General features: G+C 59.1%; 17 protein-coding genes. 7 read left to right on the top strand and 10 right to left on the bottom strand.

From position 1 onward, the window contains the following. Positions 1-176: 176 nt before the first annotated feature. The 5 genes from WHX55_RS06130 to WHX55_RS06150 all read right to left on the bottom strand — a co-directional run bounded on the left by WHX55_RS06130 (position 177) and on the right by WHX55_RS06150 (position 5,179). Complete coding sequence (locus WHX55_RS06130) at positions 177-878, bottom strand: ABC transporter ATP-binding protein (protein WP_034146751.1); 702 nt, start codon at positions 876-878, stop codon at positions 177-179. Next, positions 879-1,646 (bottom strand): high-affinity branched-chain amino acid ABC transporter ATP-binding protein LivG, encoded by a 768-nt coding sequence (gene livG / locus WHX55_RS06135; RefSeq protein ID WP_150727616.1) that lies wholly within the window; start codon positions 1,644-1,646, stop codon positions 879-881. It lies immediately after the preceding gene. After that, positions 1,643-2,899, bottom strand: coding sequence for a high-affinity branched-chain amino acid ABC transporter permease LivM (locus WHX55_RS06140; RefSeq protein WP_150727615.1), 1,257 nt, complete (start codon positions 2,897-2,899; stop codon positions 1,643-1,645). Before WHX55_RS06140 ends, livG begins: the two co-directional genes overlap by 4 nt. Further along, on the bottom strand, positions 2,896-3,819 hold the full coding sequence (livH, locus tag WHX55_RS06145) for a high-affinity branched-chain amino acid ABC transporter permease LivH (RefSeq protein WP_150727614.1): 924 nt from the start codon (positions 3,817-3,819) through the stop codon (positions 2,896-2,898). The genes WHX55_RS06140 and livH overlap by 4 nt, the downstream gene beginning before the upstream one ends. A gap of 232 nt (positions 3,820-4,051) precedes the next feature. Continuing rightward, positions 4,052-5,179, bottom strand: a complete 1,128-nt coding sequence (locus WHX55_RS06150) for a branched-chain amino acid ABC transporter substrate-binding protein (RefSeq protein WP_150754150.1) — start codon at positions 5,177-5,179, stop codon at positions 4,052-4,054. Between the two features lie 350 nt (positions 5,180-5,529). Here WHX55_RS06150 and WHX55_RS06155 point away from each other — a divergent pair, with 350 nt between their 5' ends. After that, entirely contained in the window at positions 5,530-5,835 is a 306-nt protein-coding gene (locus tag WHX55_RS06155) for a DUF2288 domain-containing protein (protein WP_150727612.1), read from the top strand. A 297-nt stretch (positions 5,836-6,132) separates the two neighbouring features. Here the strand turns inward: WHX55_RS06155 and WHX55_RS06160 are convergent, their stop codons facing one another. After that, entirely contained in the window at positions 6,133-8,331 is a 2,199-nt protein-coding gene (locus tag WHX55_RS06160; RefSeq protein ID WP_353742237.1) for a hypothetical protein, read from the bottom strand. 197 nt (positions 8,332-8,528) lie between these two features. Between WHX55_RS06160 and WHX55_RS06165 the strand changes: the two genes are divergently transcribed. After that, positions 8,529-9,425 carry an NAD(P)-dependent oxidoreductase gene (locus WHX55_RS06165; RefSeq protein WP_150754147.1) on the top strand — a complete coding sequence of 299 codons (897 nt, stop codon included), beginning with the start codon at positions 8,529-8,531 and terminating at the stop codon, positions 9,423-9,425. A gap of 121 nt (positions 9,426-9,546) precedes the next feature. Here WHX55_RS06165 and WHX55_RS06170 read toward each other — a convergent pair whose 3' ends face one another. Beyond that, positions 9,547-9,912: a YkgJ family cysteine cluster protein gene (locus tag WHX55_RS06170; RefSeq protein WP_150754146.1), complete on the bottom strand. Its 366-nt coding sequence runs from the start codon at positions 9,910-9,912 to the stop codon at positions 9,547-9,549. 278 nt (positions 9,913-10,190) lie between these two features. On the opposite strand from WHX55_RS06170, the gene WHX55_RS06175 reads away from it, so the two are divergent. Next, complete coding sequence (locus WHX55_RS06175; protein ID WP_353742238.1) at positions 10,191-11,540, top strand: MFS transporter; 1,350 nt, start codon at positions 10,191-10,193, stop codon at positions 11,538-11,540. Positions 11,541-11,725: 185 nt separating this feature from the next. Here WHX55_RS06175 and rapA read toward each other — a convergent pair whose 3' ends face one another. Next, the gene (gene rapA, locus WHX55_RS06180; RefSeq protein WP_150727606.1) at positions 11,726-14,572 is read right to left on the bottom strand and encodes an RNA polymerase-associated protein RapA; all 2,847 of its coding nucleotides are present in this window, start codon (positions 14,570-14,572) and stop codon (positions 11,726-11,728) included. A gap of 217 nt (positions 14,573-14,789) precedes the next feature. On the opposite strand from rapA, the gene WHX55_RS06185 reads away from it, so the two are divergent. The 3 genes from WHX55_RS06185 to ccoM all read left to right on the top strand — a co-directional run bounded on the left by WHX55_RS06185 (position 14,790) and on the right by ccoM (position 15,646). Next, complete coding sequence (locus WHX55_RS06185; protein WP_007998360.1) at positions 14,790-15,131, top strand: hypothetical protein; 342 nt, start codon at positions 14,790-14,792, stop codon at positions 15,129-15,131. 99 nt (positions 15,132-15,230) lie between these two features. Continuing rightward, positions 15,231-15,392, top strand: coding sequence for a hypothetical protein (locus WHX55_RS06190; protein WP_191624892.1), 162 nt, complete (start codon positions 15,231-15,233; stop codon positions 15,390-15,392). Positions 15,393-15,535: 143 nt separating this feature from the next. Next, positions 15,536-15,646: a cytochrome c oxidase subunit CcoM gene (gene ccoM, locus WHX55_RS06195; RefSeq protein ID WP_007976669.1), complete on the top strand. Its 111-nt coding sequence runs from the start codon at positions 15,536-15,538 to the stop codon at positions 15,644-15,646. Positions 15,647-15,919: 273 nt separating this feature from the next. Here the strand turns inward: ccoM and WHX55_RS06200 are convergent, their stop codons facing one another. Beyond that, the gene (locus tag WHX55_RS06200; protein ID WP_150754143.1) at positions 15,920-17,395 is read right to left on the bottom strand and encodes an inorganic phosphate transporter; all 1,476 of its coding nucleotides are present in this window, start codon (positions 17,393-17,395) and stop codon (positions 15,920-15,922) included. Between the two features lie 376 nt (positions 17,396-17,771). Further along, on the bottom strand, positions 17,772-17,972 hold the full coding sequence (locus tag WHX55_RS06205) for a hypothetical protein (RefSeq protein WP_007986337.1): 201 nt from the start codon (positions 17,970-17,972) through the stop codon (positions 17,772-17,774). 693 nt (positions 17,973-18,665) lie between these two features. Here WHX55_RS06205 and pcaR point away from each other — a divergent pair. Continuing rightward, complete coding sequence (gene pcaR, locus WHX55_RS06210; protein WP_008054175.1) at positions 18,666-19,508, top strand: pca regulon transcriptional regulator PcaR; 843 nt, start codon at positions 18,666-18,668, stop codon at positions 19,506-19,508. Positions 19,509-19,564: the final 56 nt, after the last annotated feature.

Below are 19,564 nucleotides of genomic sequence, written 5' to 3' on the forward strand. Positions count from 1 at the left end.
GACCCTGTGGGAGCGAGCCTGCTCGCGAAGACGGTTTATCATTCAACATCTTTGTTGGCAGACACACCGCTTTCGCGAGCAGGCTCGCTCCCACAATGGATCTTCATTGTTAGCGAGGTTGTGGCAGATATAAAAAAACGGCCCGCAAAGGCCGTTTTTTTGTTTACCGCAATGGCTCAACCACCGAGGTACGCTTCGCGCACTTTCGGGTCGGTCAGCAGTGCTTCACCGGTGCCTTGCATCACCACCCGGCCGTTCTCCAGAACGTAGGCTCGGTCAGCGATCTTCAGCGCCTGGTTGGCGTTCTGCTCGACCAGGAACACGGTCACACCGTCCTTGCGCAGCTGTTCGATGATGTCGAATATCTGCTGGATGATGATCGGTGCCAGGCCCAGGGAAGGCTCGTCAAGCAGCAGCAGCTTGGGCTTGCTCATCAGCGCACGGCCGATGGCGAGCATTTGCTGTTCGCCGCCGGACATGGTGCCGCCACGCTGGCTGAAGCGTTCTTTCAGGCGTGGGAAAAGTCCGAGAACCTTGTCCATCTGTTCCTGATAATCGCCCTTGGCGGTGAAGAAGCCACCCATGGACAGGTTTTCTTCCACGGTCAGGCGGGAAAACACCCGGCGACCTTCCGGTACCACGGCAATGCTCTTGCGCATGATCTGCGAGGAGTCCTGGCCGACCAGTTCCTCACCCATGTAGCGGATGCTGCCGCTGTGGGCGCGCGGCGAACCGCAAAGCGTCATCAGCAGCGTGGACTTGCCGGCACCGTTGGCACCGATCAGGGTCACGATTTCGCCCTGGCGGACTTCGACGTTGACGCTGTGCAGGGCCTGGATCTTGCCGTAGAAGGTGGAAACGTTTTCGAACTGCAGCATTTACGCTTCCCCCAGGTAGGCTTTGATCACTTCAGGATTGTCGCGGATCTGTTCCGGCGTACCGTTGGCCAGGGGCGTGCCCTGGTTGATCACGACGATGTGGTCGGAAATGCTCATGACCAGTTTCATGTCGTGTTCGATCAGCAGCACCGTCACGTTGTGCTCTTCACGCAGCACGCTGATCAGCGCCTTGAGGTCTTCGGTTTCCTTCGGGTTCAGGCCGGCGGCCGGTTCGTCGAGCATGAGGATCCGCGGGCGGGTCATCATGCAGCGGGCGATTTCCAGGCGACGTTGCTGACCGTAGGCCAGGGTGCCGGCCGGACGGTTGGCGAACTCCTTGAGGTTGACCTTTTCCAGCCAGAACTCGGCAAAGTCCATGGCCTCGCGTTCGCTTTTGCGGAACGCCGGGGTCTTGAACAGGCCGGACAGGAAGTTGGTGTTCAGGTGACGGTGCTGGGCGATCAAGAGGTTCTCGACCGCGGTCATGTCCTTGAACAGCCGCACGTTCTGGAAGGTACGCACCACGCCCTTGAGGGCGATCTTGTGGCCGGGCAGGCCCTCAATCGATTCGCCATCGAGCAGGATGCTGCCGCCGCTCGGCTTGTAGAAGCCGGTCAGGCAGTTGAACACGGTGGTCTTGCCGGCGCCGTTGGGGCCGATCAGTGCCACGACCTGTTTTTCCTTCACGCTCAGGGCTACGCCATTGACCGCCAGCAAGCCGCCGAAGCGCATGCTCAAATTTTCTACTTTCAGGATCTCGCGGCTCATTTGCGCAGCTCCATGTGAGGGCGTTGCATGGGCAGCAGACCTTGAGGACGCCAGATCATCATCAGCACCATCAAGGCGCCGAACATCAACATGCGGTACTCACTGAACTCACGCATCATTTCCGGCAACAGGATCATCACTGTGGCGGCGAGCACGACACCCAGTTGCGAGCCCATGCCACCCAACACAACGATGGCGAGGATGGTCGCCGACTCGATGAAGGTGAAGGACTCCGGTGTCACCAGGCCCTGACGCGCAGCGAAGAAACTGCCGGCGAAACCGGCGAAGCAGGCGCCCAGGGTGAAGGCTGAAAGCTTGATGATCGTCGGGTTCAGACCCAACGCACGGCAGGCGATTTCATCTTCACGCAGCGCTTCCCAGGCACGACCCAGGGGCATGCGCAGCAAGCGATTGATGACGAACAGTGCGAACAGCGCCAGGAACAATGCGACCAGGTAAAGGAAAATCACCTTGTTGATCGAGTTGTATTCCAGGCCGAAGTACTCGTGGAACGTCTGCAGGCCTTCAGCGGCTTTACGTTCGAAGGTCAGGCCGAAGAACGTCGGCTTCTCGATGTTGCTGATGCCGTTCGGGCCGCCGGTGATGTCGGTCAGGTTACGCAGGAACAGACGGATGATTTCACCGAAGCCCAGGGTCACGATCGCCAGGTAGTCACCGCGCAGGCGCAGTACCGGGAAACCGAGCAGGAAGCCGAAAGTGGCCGCCATCATCCCGGCGATCGGCAGGCAGATCCAGAAGCTCAGGCCGTAGTAATGCGACAGCAGGGCATAACTGTAGGCGCCGACGGCATAGAAGCCGACGTAACCGAGGTCGAGCAGACCGGCCAGGCCGACCACGATGTTCAGGCCGAGGCCGAGCATCACGTAGATCAACACCAGCGTCGCGATATCCACCGCCCCGCGGGAACCGAAGAACGGCCAGACCAGCGCGCCGGCGATCAGCGCGATGATGATCCAGCGCTGGGTGGTCGGCAGGGTCAGGAAGTTGCTGGCCTTGGCCGGAATCAGCGGCATGCTCGGCGAGGAACGCCAGGCCGAGCTGATTTGCTGGTCGAACAGTACGCGCAGGAACATCAGCACCGAGCACACGGCGATGGTGATCAGGGTGGCGTCGCTGGTGCCATGAACTTCGAGGTTGATGCCGACGATGGTCAACTTCAGACCCAGTACCGGGTAGGCGACGGCCCACACCAGCAAGGCACTGAACAATGCCTGTTTAAGATTCCTAGTCATACTTTCTCAACCTCCGGACGGCCCAACAGGCCGGTTGGCCGGAACAACAACACCAGAACCAATAGACCGAACGCCACGACGTCCTTGTACTGGTCGCCGAAAATATCGGCACCAAAGGCTTCCGCCACCCCCAGCACGATCCCGCCGAGCATGGCGCCGGGGATGCTGCCGATACCACCCAGTACCGCGGCGGTGAAGGCCTTGAGGCCGACCAGGAAACCGGCGTTCGGGTTGATCACGCCGTATTGCATGCTCAGCAACACGGCCGCGATGGCCGCCAGTGCGGCACCGACGACGAAGGTCAGGGCAATGATGTTGTTGGTGTTGATACCCAGCAGGTTGGCCATCTTGATGTCTTCGGCACAGGCGCGGCAGGCGCGACCCAGGCGAGAACGGGAGATGAACAGCGTCAGGCCGAGCATGGCGACAAAGGTCACCACGAACACCACGATTTGCATGTAGGAAATCAGCACTTCATGTGCACCACCTGGCCCAAAGGCAAAGTTGCCCGGAATCAGGTTGGAGATGGATTTGTCCTTGGAGTCTTGCGCCAGCAGAACGGTGTTCTGCAGGAAGATCGACATGCCGATGGCGGAAATCAGCGGGATCAGACGGTTGCTGCCGCGCAGGGGGCGGTAGGCGATCCGTTCGATGCTGTAACCGTAGGCACTGGTGACGACGATGGTCGCCAGGAAAGCGGCGGTCATCAACAGCGGAACACTGTCGAGTCCCAGCATGGCCAGCCCGGCGATGGCGATGAACGCCACGTAGGAGCCAATCATGTATACCTCGCCGTGGGCGAAGTTGATCATTCCAATGATGCCGTAAACCATCGTATAGCCGATGGCGATCAGGGCATACGTGCTGCCAATGGTCAGACCATTAACCAGCTGTTGGAAGAAGTGATAGATGTCAGGCATTACAGCGCTCCTAAAAACCTGATACGCATTTCACTGGTGGAGTCATTTTCCCGCCCGAGCCCCGTGGATCTGCATCCACTTCGAATTCGGGGTTTGCCAGCGAACCGCTGATGACGGTTTTGAGATTTTCAGGTGGGGAGACTGGCGGATCACGCCAGCGCGGCCCAATACGTTCGTAAAATAAAGCCCACGGCACGCCGTGGGCTTTATTGGCAGTCAGTCAGGCAACGCCTTACTGAGGCTTGGCTTCAGTTTTTGGTTTGCCGAAGTGCCACTCGTAAACCACGAATTTGAAGTCTTTCAGGTCGCCTTTCTCGTCGAAGCTCAGGTCGCCGGTAGGCGTCTTGAAGGTGCCGGCGTGGATGGCTTCAGCCACTTTGGCAGTGTCTTCGGACTTGGCAGCCTTGATGCCGTCGGCGATCACGGTCACAGCCGAGTAGGCCGGGAACACGAACGGACCGCTTGGATCTTCTTTCTTGGCTTTGAACGCATCAGCCAGGGCAACGTTGGCCGGATCCTGGTCGAAGGATTTCGGCAGGGTCACCAGCAGGCCTTCGGAAGCGTCCTTGGCGATCTGCGAAATGGAGTCGTTACCCACGCCTTCCGGACCCATGAACTTGGCTTTCAGGCCTTTTTCCTGGGATTGACGCAGGATCAGACCCAGCTCCGGGTGGTAGCCGCCGTAGTAGACGAAGTCGACGTTGGCTTGCTTGAGCTTGGCGATCATCGACGAGAAGTCCTTGTCGCCGGCGTTGATGCCTTCGAACACGGCAACCTTGACGCCTTTGCCTTCCAGGGTTTTCTTCACGGCGCTGGCGATGCCTTCACCGTATTGCTGTTTGTCGTGCAGGACGGCAACGATTTTCGGCTTTACGAAATCGGCGATGTAGTTACCGGCGGCAGGGCCTTGGGCGCTGTCCAGACCGATGGTGCGGAATACCATTTTGTAACCACGGGCGGTGATGTCCGGGCTGGTGGCAGCCGGGGTGATCATGATCACGCCTTCGTCTTCGTAGATGTCCGAAGCCGGTTGAGTGGAGCTGGAGCACAGGTGACCGACTACGAACTTGACGCCGTCGTTGACGACCTTGTTCGCGACCGCTACCGCTTGTTTTGGATCACAGGCGTCATCGTATTCAACGGCTACGAGTTGCTTGCCGTCTACGCCGCCTTTGGCGTTGATCTGTTCGATGGCCATTTTGGCGCCACTGAACTGCATGTCGCCGTATTGGGCTACAGGGCCGGTTTTAGGGCCGGCGATGCCGATCTTGATGGTGTCAGCTGCGAACGAATGGCTGGCAACCCCGGCCAGAACCATAGCGGCAAACAGTTTGGAAATCTGCTTAGTAGCCTTAGTCATAGTGCTCCACTCTTACTGTTGTAGTTTTTATAGTCCTGGCGCCGAAAGCAGCAGAACCGGGTCAGATATCTGCGACATTCCCCGGAAAAGCCCCTCGGCAACTGTACCGGTACAGTGTAGAGCGCCGATTGTCAGCCTGGGAAGGCGGCGCCGGGGGACAAAACCTGCAAGTGTCGCTTTATTGAAAGTAAAAGACAGAATTGCGGCGGGGTGTTGAGGGGCTTATAGCCGGATTCAGTGCATTCCCTGGCTTTCCTGCGCTTTTCATTTCGGTCACTCAATTGCATCCGGGTTTTTCTGCCAGGCCACCGACGTTATCATTCGCGTCGATTTCTTTTCCGGACAGTCCCATGAATCAAGAACCTAGCACCCTCTATGCCAAGCTGCTTGGTGAAACCGCATCTATTACATGGAAAGAGCTGGAGCCGTTCTTCGCCAAGGGTGCCCTATTGTGGGTCGATCCCGGCCTGGATTTGATCGCCGCCGCCGAGGCCGTGGCCCAGGATGAAGGGGAGAAAGTGGCTGCCTGGCTGGCCGCTGACAAGCTCGCCAAGCTGTCTGAAACACGGGCGCTGGATCTTTTCGAGCGTGATCCGCAGTTGTGGGCAGTGGTTGTTTCGCCGTGGATTCTGGTCCAGGAAAGGACGCAAGCTTAATGGTTGCACCTGATTGGTGCGTTCCTTTGCGCAGGAAAAGTGTGTAGCCGAGTAGCGTGATGGCAGGTTGCCGTAGAGAAAGGCCACAGCTTCACGGTGACGTAAACGTAACGGGAACAGTTGAGAGAGCAACTGAACGTCTGCTCAATTGTTTCTGGATGTTGAATTGCGGTGATTGTGGGGCCGCCTTCGTCGGATCGCCGCCCGGAGCAAGCCCGCTCCCACATTTAACCGTGTTCTTCCAGAAGGAATGCAGTCGAATGTGGGAGCGGGCTTGCTCGCGAATGGGAGCGACGCTTAGTGGGCGGTCTTGCCCGTATGGTTATTCAGCGAAATAACCTTGGTCTTGCCAATGCGGTGACGGTAGATCTCGCGCAGGTACTTGATCGATTTCTTCACACAATCGCGCGACAGGCGGATGTCGTTGATCGAGACAAATTTTTCCTTGTCGTTGATCAGCTCACGGTACTTCTTCTCGTACATCGGCTTGATCGCGTACCAGTTGGTATCGAGGATCTTCGCCGGGTTCTCGAATTCGTTGAGCAAGTCGTCGATGCGGCCTTCGTCGAATTCCTCCTGGACGATGAAGTCCAGGATCGAGTTGTCCAGGGTCTCGTCGAAACGGTATGCCGACTTCGCAAAGCAGCGCTTGATGAACGCCACGATCAGCGTCAGGAAGTCGTCCGACAGGCACGGACTCTTGGCGATCAGGGTGGTCAGCGACAGGTTGGCCGAGGCACCGATCACCAGCGCGTAGCGCTTGAGCGTGGTGTTGGGGAACAGGCTGTTGAGGTGGGTCTTCAACCGGTTCAGGTCCATGTAGGACAGCTTGTAGTCCTTCGGCAACGAAACGATCGACACCACCGACGAGCAATTCTTGAAGAAGTGCAGGTCGTGCAGGGCCGCCGCGTCGTAACCCGAGTTCTTGTACTGCTCCAGCGACGCGCGATAGCGCTTGGATTCGATCGGCAACAGGCTGATGCCTTCGATGGCCTGGGTGACCTTGTTGAAGTGCGGCAGGTCGATCGAACGGAAGAACAGGTCGTCGATGTTCAGGCGCTGCGGCTCTTTCTCGAACACCTTGAATTTGTCGCTGCTCGGCGCTGGGGTTTCCGGCACCACGGACTCGGCGTAGGCAATCGCCACCGGGCCAGCCAGGCTCATGAACAGGTCGTTGGCGTCCAGGCGGATGGTTTCGCCGATGTCGATGCCGGCGCGACGGAAATAGTTCTGGTCGTAGTCGGTGGTCACCGCCTGGGCCGTCAGAATGTTGAAGATCTGCTGCGAGATGTATTGGTTGGCATGCTTTTCCATGGCATTGACATCAATGTTCTGGATATTACCGTCATCGTTCTCTTCGGCGTAACGCATGATGTCGTTGGAGATCAGCATCATCGCGTTCCATGGGCGGATGCGGCCCATGACGCTGGCTTCGCTGCTGTCTTCGTTGGCGAAGTTGTAGGAGAAGTCCCACTCTTCCGACAGGTATTTGCACAGCAGGCGGCCGGCGTTGATGTGCAACGCCTCGGACATTTCACTGCGGTGATCGGAAATGTTCGGCAGTACGCAGATGCCACTGGTGAAGATCGGTTCGAAGACGAAGGAGTGGCCGCTCTTGCTGTCGTGCTCGTCCATCGGTTTGGTGTCGAACGTCTTGTTCATGTACGAGTGCTGCTGGGCCAGGCCGAACTCCGAGGCCATGCCCGAACCGGTACCGCCGCCAGCACTGAAGATCGAGAAGTACAGGCGCGACTGGTTGGCCTTGATGCCGCAGCTGTCGATCAGGTACGAGTGAATCATTTTCCAGTCAGGGCTGGAGAAACGCTGGGTGTCCTTGTTCAGGATGATCTTGGCCAGGTACTGGCCGAGGATCGGCGCGTTGCCGGCGCCACCGGCGTGGACTTCCGACAGGTCCATGATTTTCATCTTGCTGTAGTCGCGCAGGAAGCCGCTTTTTTCGCCCTTGCGCGAGAAGCGGATGCGTCCGGCGATGTCCTTGTCCAGGTCGCCGAGCATCACCAGCGGCTCGACCAGAAACACCGGCTTGGTGTTTTTGTTCTGGCCCAGGCGCAGGTTGTTGCGGATCCACTGGGCCGGGCTGTAGCCCTTTTCGGCAAAACGCTTGTCCGGCGACAGGCGATCTTCGTTGTTGAATTCGTTGAGGTAGAACTTGCGGGCGTTGTACACCAGCTCCGCCACGTCCAGCGCAATGTTCGAGCCGCAGCGGCCCAGGCCGATCAGGCATACCGACGGGAATTCCTGATCGCTGTGCTGTTCGCTGTCGCCTTCCAGGTGTGGTGCGCGCGGGAACACCATGTCGCGCAGGCCGTCGAGGTTGTCGAGGATGCGGTCGGTGTTGGTTTCGGTGAAGTACAGGTATTGCTGGGTCGCCAACGGACGGGATTGGATCAATGGCTTCGGTGATGACGGGCTGTTGGCCGCGGGGCTCAACGTCAGATCGTTTACCGCAGTGGCCGGGTTGTTTTTAGAAGTCATGGTTCGCCATCTACCTGGGCTGATTGGTTGGCCGACTCGCTGTCGTCGAACCGTCACGGAATACAATCGCGTCTTTTTTCAGCGCGTACCTGGACCATGCCTTGGTCTCTGGCCTGAGCATTGCTCGGGGGGGAATCCTTTCCTAAGTCATGATGAATCGGCCAATATTCGGTGATCTTTAATCAAGAAGAGGCAAAATGATGTCAACGCTACCTTCGCTAGGGTTTGCCGGGATCGGCCTGATGGGGCTGCCGATGTGCCGGCGCCTGCTGGCCGCGGGTTATCCGCTGGCGGTATGGAATCGCAATCCGGACAAGTGCAAGCCGCTGGTGGAGGCGGGCGCGCGCCAGGTCGCCAGCCCGGCCGAACTGTGTCAGCACGCTGACGTGGTGATGCTGTGCCTGGCGGATACGTCGGTGGTACGCGAGGTGGTGTTTGGTCCTGCAGGCATTGTGGAGGGAGCAAAAAAAGGCCAGCTGCTGGTGGATTTCTCCAGCCTGGAGCCCAATGCCACGCGGGAAATGGCCGCAGAACTTGCTGGTAAAACCGGCATGGGTTGGCTCGACACGCCGGTATCCGGTGGCGTGGTCGGTGCCGAAGCTGGAAGCCTGGCGATCATGGTCGGCGGTGACGTACAGGATCTGGAGCGGGTCCGGCCTGTGCTGTTGAACCTGGGGCAGCGTGTGACACACATGGGCGGCGTCGGGGCAGGGCAGGTGACCAAGGCGTGCAATCAGATGATCGTCGCTTGCAATGCATTGGTGATTGCCGAAGTGGTCGCGCTGGCGGAGCGTTCCGGGGTTGATGCCAGCCTGATCGCCGAAGCGCTGGCCGGCGGCTTTGCCGATTCGAAGCCGTTGCAGATCCTCGCCCCGCAGATGGCGGAAAACCGATTCGAGCCGGTCAAGTGGCACGTACGCACGTTGCTCAAGGATCTGGACACAGCGGTGAAGTTTTCCCGTGAACAAGGCTCGGCGACACCGATCAGCGGTCTGGCCGCGCAATTGATGCGCCTGCATGGGAGTCAGGGTTTCCTTGAAAAGGACCCGTCTACATTAGTGCAGATGTACCGTGAGCCAGGCTCAGCGTCGTGACGGTGTAGGCGTGCTGGCGCTGGTTGATTTCGTTCAGCACCGGATGCAACTCGGCCAGTGGCACCGGCCGGCTCAGCAGGGATGAGTCGCCGGTGCCGAAGTCATCGATTGGCGCTATTACTCAGGCGATTTGCTTCTGAGGCGTCTCGAAGGCGGGTTGCAAGGCCGGCAAGCCGAAAGCGGCACGGGCCGCGTCGCAATCGGGATTGGCCAGGCCATCGACCCAGGAAGCCTCGAATTCCCGGCAGGTGCTGGAGCGTTTTTCGTAAATCGAGCACTGCACCGTACTGCCCACGTCTCCCACCAGGCTGGTGCAACGCACGGGTTTGCAGCCGGTGCCGAGCATCGCGACCCGACTGGGGCTGATCTGTTCGACAAGCTCATCGGGTACCGTCCCTCCGGACGAGGCGCATTCACCCCAGAAAAATGACACGCGAAAATGAGAACAGCAGGCACCGCAATTCAGACACGGACTGGCTTCGGACATGGGCGATTATCTAAGGAGGAGTGGAGACACAGGGGGGAAACAAGGCCGCTATTCTAGGCTTCGCCAACGGCTTGGGAAGGGGGGCTCAAAGGTATTTTTCATCGACCGGACGGGCTGCGAAATACCCGCCCTGCGAAAGCTGCGATCCTGTGGGAGCAGGCTGTGCGCCATGGGCAGGTATCAGCCTGGCGAATAATGAAAGACAGGTGCGGCCGCCGTGTCTAGATTGCAAAGTCCGGGGGCAGTGACGCCCCAAAAACAATAAAAGAGACGGACCCATGCAGAACTCGACCCAAGCGGCCAATGCCTGGCGCATCCTGTTCCTGTTGTTCCTGGCCAACCTGTTCAATTTTTTCGACCGCACCATCCCGGCCATCATCATCGAGCCCATTCGCATGGAGTGGCACCTCAGTGATTTCCAGTTGGGGATCATCGGGACGGCATTCACCATCGTCTACGCCATTGCCGGCTTGCCGCTGGGGCGCATGGCCGATACCGGCTCGCGCAGCAAGCTGATGGGTTGGGGATTGGCGGTGTGGAGCGGGTTGACCGCCGTCAACGGCATGGTGGGCAGTTTCTGGAGCTTCCTGATCGTGCGCATGGGCGTCGGCATCGGCGAGGCCAGTTACGCGCCAGCCGCCAACTCGCTGATCGGCGACTTGTTTCCGGCTCACCGCCGGGCGCGGGCCATGGGGATCTTCATGCTGGGGCTGCCATTGGGACTGTTGCTGGCGTTCTTCACCATCGGCGCGATGGTCAAGGCCTTCGATAGCTGGCGAGCGCCGTTCTTTATCGCCGCGGTGCCCGGGCTGATCCTGGCGATCTTCATGTTTTTCATCAAGGAACCGAAGCGCGGCGCCGCGGAGAGCGTTCAGGTTTCGCAGGAAAAGATCGATCGGCCGATCCGTCGTGTGTTGGCCGTGCCGACCTTCCTGTGGCTGGTGATGGCCGGCCTGTGTTTCAACTTCGCCACCTATGCCTGCAACTCGTTTCTGGTGCCGATGCTGCAACGGTATTTCCTGATGCCGTTGCAAGAAGCGGCGGTCGCCACCGGGGTTATTGTTGGCGTGACCGGGTTGGTCGGCCTGACCCTCGGTGGCTGGATCGCAGACAAGATTCACCAACGGGTCGCCAACGGGCGGCTGTTGTTTGCGGCCTTCAGCCTGGTGATTTCGACGGTCTGCACCGCGTGGGCGCTGCATTCCGGGCGAATCGAGATCGGTGTGTTTGTTGCGGCGTTTAGCCTGGGTTGGTTGTTCGCCTACAACTTCTATACCTGCGTGTACACGGCGATTCAGGATGTGGTCGAGCCGCGGTTGCGGGCAACGGCGATGGCGCTGTTCTTTGCCGGGCTGTACCTGTTGGGCGGTGGCCTGGGGCCGGTGGTGGTCGGGGCCTTGTCAGATCACTTTGCCCACACGGCGATGCTCGCGGCGGGTGCGCAACAGATGACTGAGGCGTTTAAAGCGGTCGGCCTGCATGACGCGATGTACCTGATTCCGGTGGCGCTGTTGTTCACCGTAGTGTTTCTGTTCCTGGCTTCGCGGTGTTTCGTGCGCGATGCCAAGCGGATGAAGGAAGGGTTGGTGGTGGTTGTTGAGCCTGATAGTTCTGCAGTGACTGCCTAACCGCCATCGCGAGCAAGCTCGCTCCCACAGTGGTTAGTGTTGTTCACAGGTTATGTGGTCAACACTAAACCTGTGGGAGCGAGCTTGCTCGCGATGAGGCCATCAGCAGCACTACTGAAATTGAAGTAAACAAAAAAGGCCCGCATCACTGCGGGCCTTCTTTTTATAGCGGTGGGGGAGGGTTGTTAACCCGCCACCAACACCCGAATCGCTTCCAGTCGCAGCGCAGCCTTGTCGAGCATGGCCAGGCCTTGTTCGCGTTGATTGCGCAGGGCTACCAGTTCACTGTCGCGCACGGTCGGGTTGACCGCTTGCAACGCGGTAAGGCGCGCCAGTTCTTCCTCGGTATCGGCGGCCAGGCGGCGCTGCGCCTCGGCGACACGCTCAGTGTGGCGCGGCAGGATCTTCGCTTCACCGGCATTGATCCGTGGCGTCAGTTGGTCACGCTGGGCCTGGATGAACTTGTTGGCGCTGGCACGCGGCACGCTTTCGAGCTGATCGTTCAAGGTTTCGAACGACACGCGGGCCGACAGGTCGTTGCCGTTGGTATCGAGCAGGCAGCGCAGGGCGGCCGGTGGCAGGTAGCGCCCCAGTTGCAGTGAGCGTGGGGCAACCACTTCACTGACATACAACAGTTCCAGCAACACGGTGCCCGGCTTCAGCGCCTTGTTCTTGATCAGCGCCACGGCGGTGTTGCCCATGGAGCCGGACAGCACCAGATCCATGCCGCCCTGGACCATCGGGTGCTCCCAGGTGATGAACTGCATGTCTTCGCGAGACAGCGCCTGGTTACGGTCGTAAGTGATGGTCACGCCTTCGTCGTCGCCCAGCGGGAAACTGGCGTCGAGCATTTTTTCGCTCGGCTTGAGGATCAGCGCGTTTTCCGAATGGTCTTCGCTGTCGATGCCGAAGGCGTCGAACAGGGTTTCCATGTAGATCGGCAGGGCGAACTGGTCGTCTTGCTCAAGGATATCTTCCACCAGCGCATCGCCTTCGCCCGCGCCGCCGGAGTTGAGCTCCAGCAGACGGTCGCGACCGGTGTGCAGCTCGGCTTCCAGACGCTCACGTTCGGTGCGGGCTTCGTCGATCAGCGCTTGCCACTCGCCATCGTCAGCCTCTTCGAGCAGCGGCAGCAGGCGCGGGCCGAACTGGTGCTGCAAGGCGTTGCCGGTCGGGCAGGTGTTGAGGAATGCGTTCAGCGCTTCGTGGTACCACTGGAACAGGCGCTCTTGCGGGCTGGTTTCCAGGTACGGCACATGCAGTTCGATGATGTGCTTCTGGCCAATCCGGTCCAGACGACCGATACGTTGTTCCAGCAGGTCCGGGTGGGACGGCAGGTCGAACAGCACCAGGTGATGGGAGAACTGGAAGTTGCGACCTTCACTGCCGATTTCCGAGCAGATCAACACCTGCGCACCAAATTCTTCGTCGGCGAAGTAGGCGGCGGCGCGGTCACGCTCGAGGATGTTCATGCCCTCGTGGAACACCGTGGCCGGGATGCCGGAACGCACGCGCAGGGCGTCTTCCAGGTCCATGGCGGTTTCGGCGTGGGCGCAGATCACCAGCACTTTGGTGCGCTTGAGCATCTTCAGTTGATCGATCAGCCACTCGACGCGTGGGTCGAACTTCCACCAGCGTTCTTCTTCGCTGGCGTCCGGTTGGGCCTGGAAGCTGACTTCCGGGTACAGTTCGGCGTGATCGCCCAACGGCAGTTCGAGGTATTCGTCCGGGCATGGCAGTGGGTACGGGTGCAGCTTACGCTCCGGGAAACCCTGCACGGCGGCGCGGGTGTTACGGAACAGCACGCGGCCGGTGCCGTGGCGGTCGAGTAATTCACGCACGAGGCGCGCGCTGGCTTCGGTGTCGCCATCGTTGACGGCGGCCAGCAGGGCTTCGCCTTCGTTGCCGAGGAATCCGTGGATGGTCTTGTGGGCTTGCGGCGACAGGCGTCCCTTGTCCAGCAACTCCTGAACGGCTTCAGCCACCGGGCGATAGTTTTCGCTCTCGGCACGGAAGGCCTGCAGGTCGTGGAAGCGGTTCGGGTCGAGCAGACGCAGACGGGCGAAGTGGCTGTCCTGGCCCAGTTGTTCCGGGGTGGCGGTCAACAGCAGCACGCCGGGAATGGTTTCGGCGAGTTGCTCGACCAGGGAATACTCAGGGCTGACCTGATCTTCGTGCCATACCAGGTGGTGAGCTTCGTCGACCACCAGCAAGTCCCAGCCTGCCGCGAACAGCGCGTCCTGGGCTTTCTCGTCGTCCACCAGCCACTCAAGCGCGACCAGCGCGAGTTGGGTGTCTTCGAAGGGGTTGCTGGCATCGCTTTCGATGAAGCGTTCTTCGTCGAACAGTGCGACCTGCAGGTTGAAGCGGCGGCGCATCTCTACCAGCCACTGGTGCTGCAGGTTTTCCGGAACCAGGATCAGCACGCGGTTGGCGCGGCCCGAAAGCAATTGGCGATGGATCACCAGGCCGGCTTCGATGGTTTTGCCCAGGCCCACTTCGTCGGCCAGCAGAACCCGTGGCGCGATGCGGTCGGCGACTTCGCGGGCAATGTGCAACTGGTGCGCGATGGGTTGCGCACGCACGCCGCCCAGGCCCCACAGAGAGGACTGCAACTGACGGCTGGTGTGTTCCAGTGTGTGATAACGCAGGGAGAACCAGGCCAGCGGGTCGATCTGGCCGGCGAACAGACGGTCGCTGGCCAGGCGGAACTGAATGAAGTTCGACAGTTGGGTTTCCGGCAGGGTGACCACTTCGTTATGCCCGTTGAGGCCGTGGTAAACCAGCAGGCCATCAACGTCATCGACTTCGCGGACGGTCAGCTTCCAGCCTTCGAAGTGAGTGATGGAGTCACCCGGCGAAAACCGCACACGGGTGAGGGGCGCATTCCTTAGCGCGTACTGGCGAGTGTCGCCAGTGGCCGGATAGAGCACGGTCAACAAGCGGCCGTCCTGTGCCAGAACGGTGCCTAAACCCAGCTCGGCTTCGCTGTCACTGATCCAGCGTTGCCCCGGTTGATACTGCTGCGCCATGCTGCCTGACTCCCACCTGAAAAAGCGGGCTATCTTAACGGAATGAGGGCTTCAGGGCCAAAGGACTCTCAGAAAAACTCACAGTCATACGTTAGCCCACCTGTGCATGACGCGCCGCCCGGTGCACTAATGAGTGCCAAATGAGTCACAGTTTGCGACCGATGGCTCAAGACGCCATCCCCGCAGCCGACAGCCTGCTGACAGGAGACTGAAAACCATGCTGCCACCGATGCTCCCCCTGAGTGCCGTGCCGATCACTTCACAGACCGACCCGATCCGCCAGCGTCCGGACATTCCACCGGTGGTGCCGGTGCAGGAAAGCTCCAGTGAAAGCACCATCGACCTGCAAAAGCGCAATCCTGAAGAGGACGGGCTGGTGCTGCGCGAGGAGCAGCGCCGCAGGCAGGAGCAGGAACGACGCCGCCGTGAAGCCGACAATGATCCCGAGGCTCACCTGGCGATTCCCGGGGATGAACTCAATGCCGACAACACCGTGCCGGTGGCGCCGCTGATGGAAGATCAGCCGCGGCAGGGGCTGTGGGTCGATATCGAGATTTGAGCACAGGCTGGTCAGCGCGGCCGTCAGGCCGCATTATTGGCGCAGGGTTGCCGAACGCTACGACGGCTTAAACTCATTTCAAGCGATGCACTGACCGCCATGAGCCAAGACGACAAACTGATTGACCTCAATGCTGAACGCGCCAAGCGTGTTCATGACCTCAATGACAAGCGACTCAATGAAGTTCGCCAGGCGTTCGAGCAGGCCATGCCGTTGGGCAAGTCCGGGAAAAAGCCGAAAAACAAACCGAAAAAGCGCTGAAATCCCCCGCATTCATTGATGCGGGTCAAATTTTTCCCTTCCTCTTGCCCAGTCTCGGGCGACATTGATCCCGGTCAATATTCTCTCCTGCCCGTTTGGTTAACTTAGCCCTATCGCAACAGGGCAAGTACAGGAGACGCGTCATGTTTTTCGACAACGTGGTGATCGCCGGAGTGCTGACTGTCAGCCTCATGTTTGTATTTTTTGCAGGGTTCGGACTTTTTATCTGGAAGGATTCGCACAAGCGGAAATAACCGTAGTTCTTTCTGGATGTAATGAGCACGCAAGGCATTTTGGGCAACTTCGGTTGCCCTTTTTTTTGCCTTTGAAAATCTACCGGAGTGCATAGAGCCACTGTGGGAGCGAGCCTGCTCGCGAATGCTGTGTGACATTCAACATCAATGCCAACTGAAATACCGCTTTCGCGAGCGGGCTCGCTCCCACAGGAGACTTAAGTGTTTGGTAGATGGCAGCAATAAAAAAGGCGCGTTCCTTGCGGAGCGCGCCTTTTCTGGTTTGGCTGCTTATCAGCTGCCAAGTGCCTTAGATGCCAGCCAGAACAACCCGGCCGACAGGGTCACGGTGGCTGGCAGGGTCAATACCCAGGCCAGCAGGATGGTTCTGACGGTGCCGCTCTGCAGGCCGCTTTTGTTGGCGACCATGGTGCCCGCCACGCCCGAGGACAGCACGTGGGTGGTGGAAACCGGCAGGCTGAAGATGTTCGCCATGCCGATCAGGCTGGCGGTGGTGATCTGCGCCGACATGCCTTGGGAGTAGGTCATGCCTTGCTTGCCGATCTTCTCGCCAATGGTCAGTACCACGCGCTTCCAGCCGACCATGGTGCCCAGGCCCAAGGCCAGTGCAACCGCCAGGATCACCCAGAACGGAGCGTATTCGGTGGTGGTGGTCAGGTCCTTGCGCAGCTTGTCCAGGTCAGCCTTTTCACGGGGGGCGAGCGTTGGCAGCTTGCTGACTTTCTTCGCCGTGTCGTCCAGGCAGAGCAGGTAGCGACGTACTTCGATGCGGCTTTCCGACGGCAGCGAGTGGTAGTCGGCTACACCCTTGAGGGTGCCGAGCAGGGCGGTGATGGTCGGTTCGGTCTGTTGCGGGTTGCAACGGAATTTCTCCGGCAGATCGCCATCCAGGCTCTTGCCCAGGGCCAGGAACTCGCCCAGTGTTTCGGAATTACGCTGGTAGAACTGGCTCAGGTGCAACGTGGCGTCGCGAGTCCGCTCGATCTGGTAGGTCGTGCTGTTCAGGTCGAGGACGAACTGCGCCGGCACGATACCGATCAGGACCAGCATGATCAGGCCGATACCTTTCTGGCCATCGTTGGAACCGTGCACGAAACTCACGGCCATGGCCGAGATCACCAGTACCAGGCGATTCCAGAACGGCGGGTGTTTCTTGTCGTCGATCTTGCGGCGCTGTTCCGGCGTCTTGTGCATCTTCGACAGCGGGCGCCACCATTTAAGGCCGATCAGGATCAGCGCGGCGATCAGGAAACCGGCCATCGGCGAGAACACAAGCGACATGGCGATATCGATCGCCTTCTGCCAGTTCACGCCATCGGCCAACGGTATGTCGTTGATCAAGGCGTTCGCCAGGCCCACACCGAGGATCGAACCGATCAGCGTGTGGGAACTGGACGCGGGAATACCGAAGTACCAGGTGCCCAGGTTCCAGGTAATGGCGGCGGCTAGCAACGAGAACACCATGGCCAGTCCGTGACCGGTGTTCACATTGATCAGCAGTTCTACCGGCAGCAGGTGGACGATGGCATACGCCACGCCGACCCCGCCCAGCAGCACGCCGAGGAAGTTGAACACACCGGAGAAGAACACCGCCAGATGAGGCGGCATGGCTTTGGTGTAGATAACGGTCGCCACCGCGTTAGCGGTGTCATGAAAGCCGTTGATGAACTCGAATGCGAGGACAAAGGCCAGGGCGAGCAAGAGGCTCACAAGCACCCAAGCATCCAGTCCGCTGAATAAATCGATCATGAAGGTTTTCTGACCCGGTCATAAGGGGGCGCGATTATGCCAGAAAAGACTGCTAATCAATGCACTAGCTGCTCATCGGTAACATTCTTCAACGAATTTCTTTGCCGCAGCACCGGAAAACCCAGGGTTTTGCTGAGTTTTTTAAGTTATTGATTTTATTGAAAAAATACGCTGTCACAAAACCTTCACGACCCGGTAAGAGGGGCTTGAACGGTTGTGCGAAAAATCTGAGAAATAGGTCAGATACCGGAAATCTGCCTGATTCAACGACGGTAATGGCCGCTGCCCGCTCATAGCGGGCACGCAAGGCAACATCAATACATCCCGCTTTTAACGGGTGCAGAGGCAGGCCTTTGTAAGGATCAGGCCAAAGCAGTCACGGCTCTTCGGCTTTGAGTTCCTTTTCCATTTTTTGAAGTTCTTGCTGGAAAACCTGATCCTGAACGGTGGCGCGTTTACGCCAGGGTTTGCGTTCCGGTTCGGGTTGAGCGGCGTAAGTGGTGACTTCTCCGCCGTAAACTTCCTTGTAACGTTGTTCCTGGCGCTCTAGTTCCGCGCGCAGTTCGTCTTTCGTCACAGTGCTACCTGTTTGAGTTGGGATAAATTCTGGTGAAAACGCGCTGCATCAAATCGATCGATCACGTTCGTCGAATGGGCAATGCCCGTCAAGGCATCGTTTTTTGGCAACGACGTGATCAATACTTCCATGTCACAGGCGGCCACGGCACCAGAGATAAACAGCTGACGTAGCTTCAGTTTCCTGTTTCAGCAAGCGCACTGGCAAGGCTGTGCAATGCGGATCTGGCGCTTGCAACGGGCAACGGCGATGGAACATCGCATTGCCGGGCAGCGGGTTCGGCAAGTAAAAAACCGAAGCGCTACTGAATTGTATTATAGCGGCCGATTTGAAGAACACTATCTCCAAAGAGTTAAAAGTGGATCCTGGTGTGTGACCGTTTTGTTGCTCGATACTTTGCGATTAACTAGAACGTCGACGGATACCACATCGCTGCGGTGCCTTTCTGACACCATTAAGTCGGGCAAGTTACGGTAATTGGATTGCCCCATTAAGTCCTGTGTCGAGTCGAGGTAAACATGAGGGTCGCGAGTCAGCGAAAATCCGGACACCGGCGGATCGGGCGATTTATCCGGTGGATTGCGATTATCGGTCGAGCGTTCGATAATCGCACGGAGTTGGCAGGCCGGGCTTGAGCGTCAGGCGCTGGCCCTTTGTAATAGTCGCTGATCCGAGTGGGTAAAAGGACCTTGTATGAACGATCAAATGCGCAATTCCTTCGCTTCAGTAGCTCCGCCCATCGTTGCTTCACCGGCCAAACGGATCCAGGCACTGACCGGCGACCCGGATTTCATGACGTCCCTGGCCCGTGGCCTGGCCGTGGTGCAAGCGTTCCAGGAGCGCAAGCGGCACCTGACCATCGCCCAGATCAGCCACCGCACGGAAATTCCCCGCGCCGCCGTGCGCCGTTGCCTGCACACCCTGATCAAACTCGGCTACGCCACCACCGACGGCCGCACCTATTCGTTGCTACCCAAAGTGCTGACCCTCGGCCATGCCTACGTGTCATCGACGCCACTGGCGGTTTCCGCCCAACCTTACCTGGACCGCATGAGCGAGCAACTGCACGAGGCCTGCAACATGGCCACGCTGGAAGGTGATGACATTTTGTACATCGCCCGCTCTGCGACCACGCAGCGGCTGATTTCGGTGGACCTGTCGGTGGGCGGGCGCTTGCCGGCCTATTGCACGTCGATGGGGCGGATTCTGCTGGCCGCGCTGGATGACACGTCGCTGGGCGAATACCTCGACCACGCCGAATTGCAAGCCAAGACCAGCCGCACGATTCACACCCCCGAGGCATTGCTCGAATGCCTGCAAGAAGTACGACTGCAAGGCTGGTGCATCGTCGACCAGGAACTCGAGCAAGGGCTGCGTTCGATTGCCGTCCCGGTGTACGACGCTTCCGGGCAGGTAGTTGCGGCCCTCAACGTCAGCACCCATGCGGGGCGGGTCAGCCGCAATGAACTTGAACAGCGTTTCCTGCCCGGTTTGTTGAGCGCCAGCCGCGACCTCAGTGCCCAGCTGTTTGCCTAAGCTGTTCGATAAACGCACAGAGTTGCGTTTATCGAATTGACGCTGTTTCCTGCGGA

Origin of the sequence: Pseudomonas fluorescens (assembly GCF_040448305.1) — a bacterium.
Taxonomy (GTDB): Bacteria; Pseudomonadota; Gammaproteobacteria; order Pseudomonadales; family Pseudomonadaceae; genus Aquipseudomonas; species Aquipseudomonas fluorescens_BH.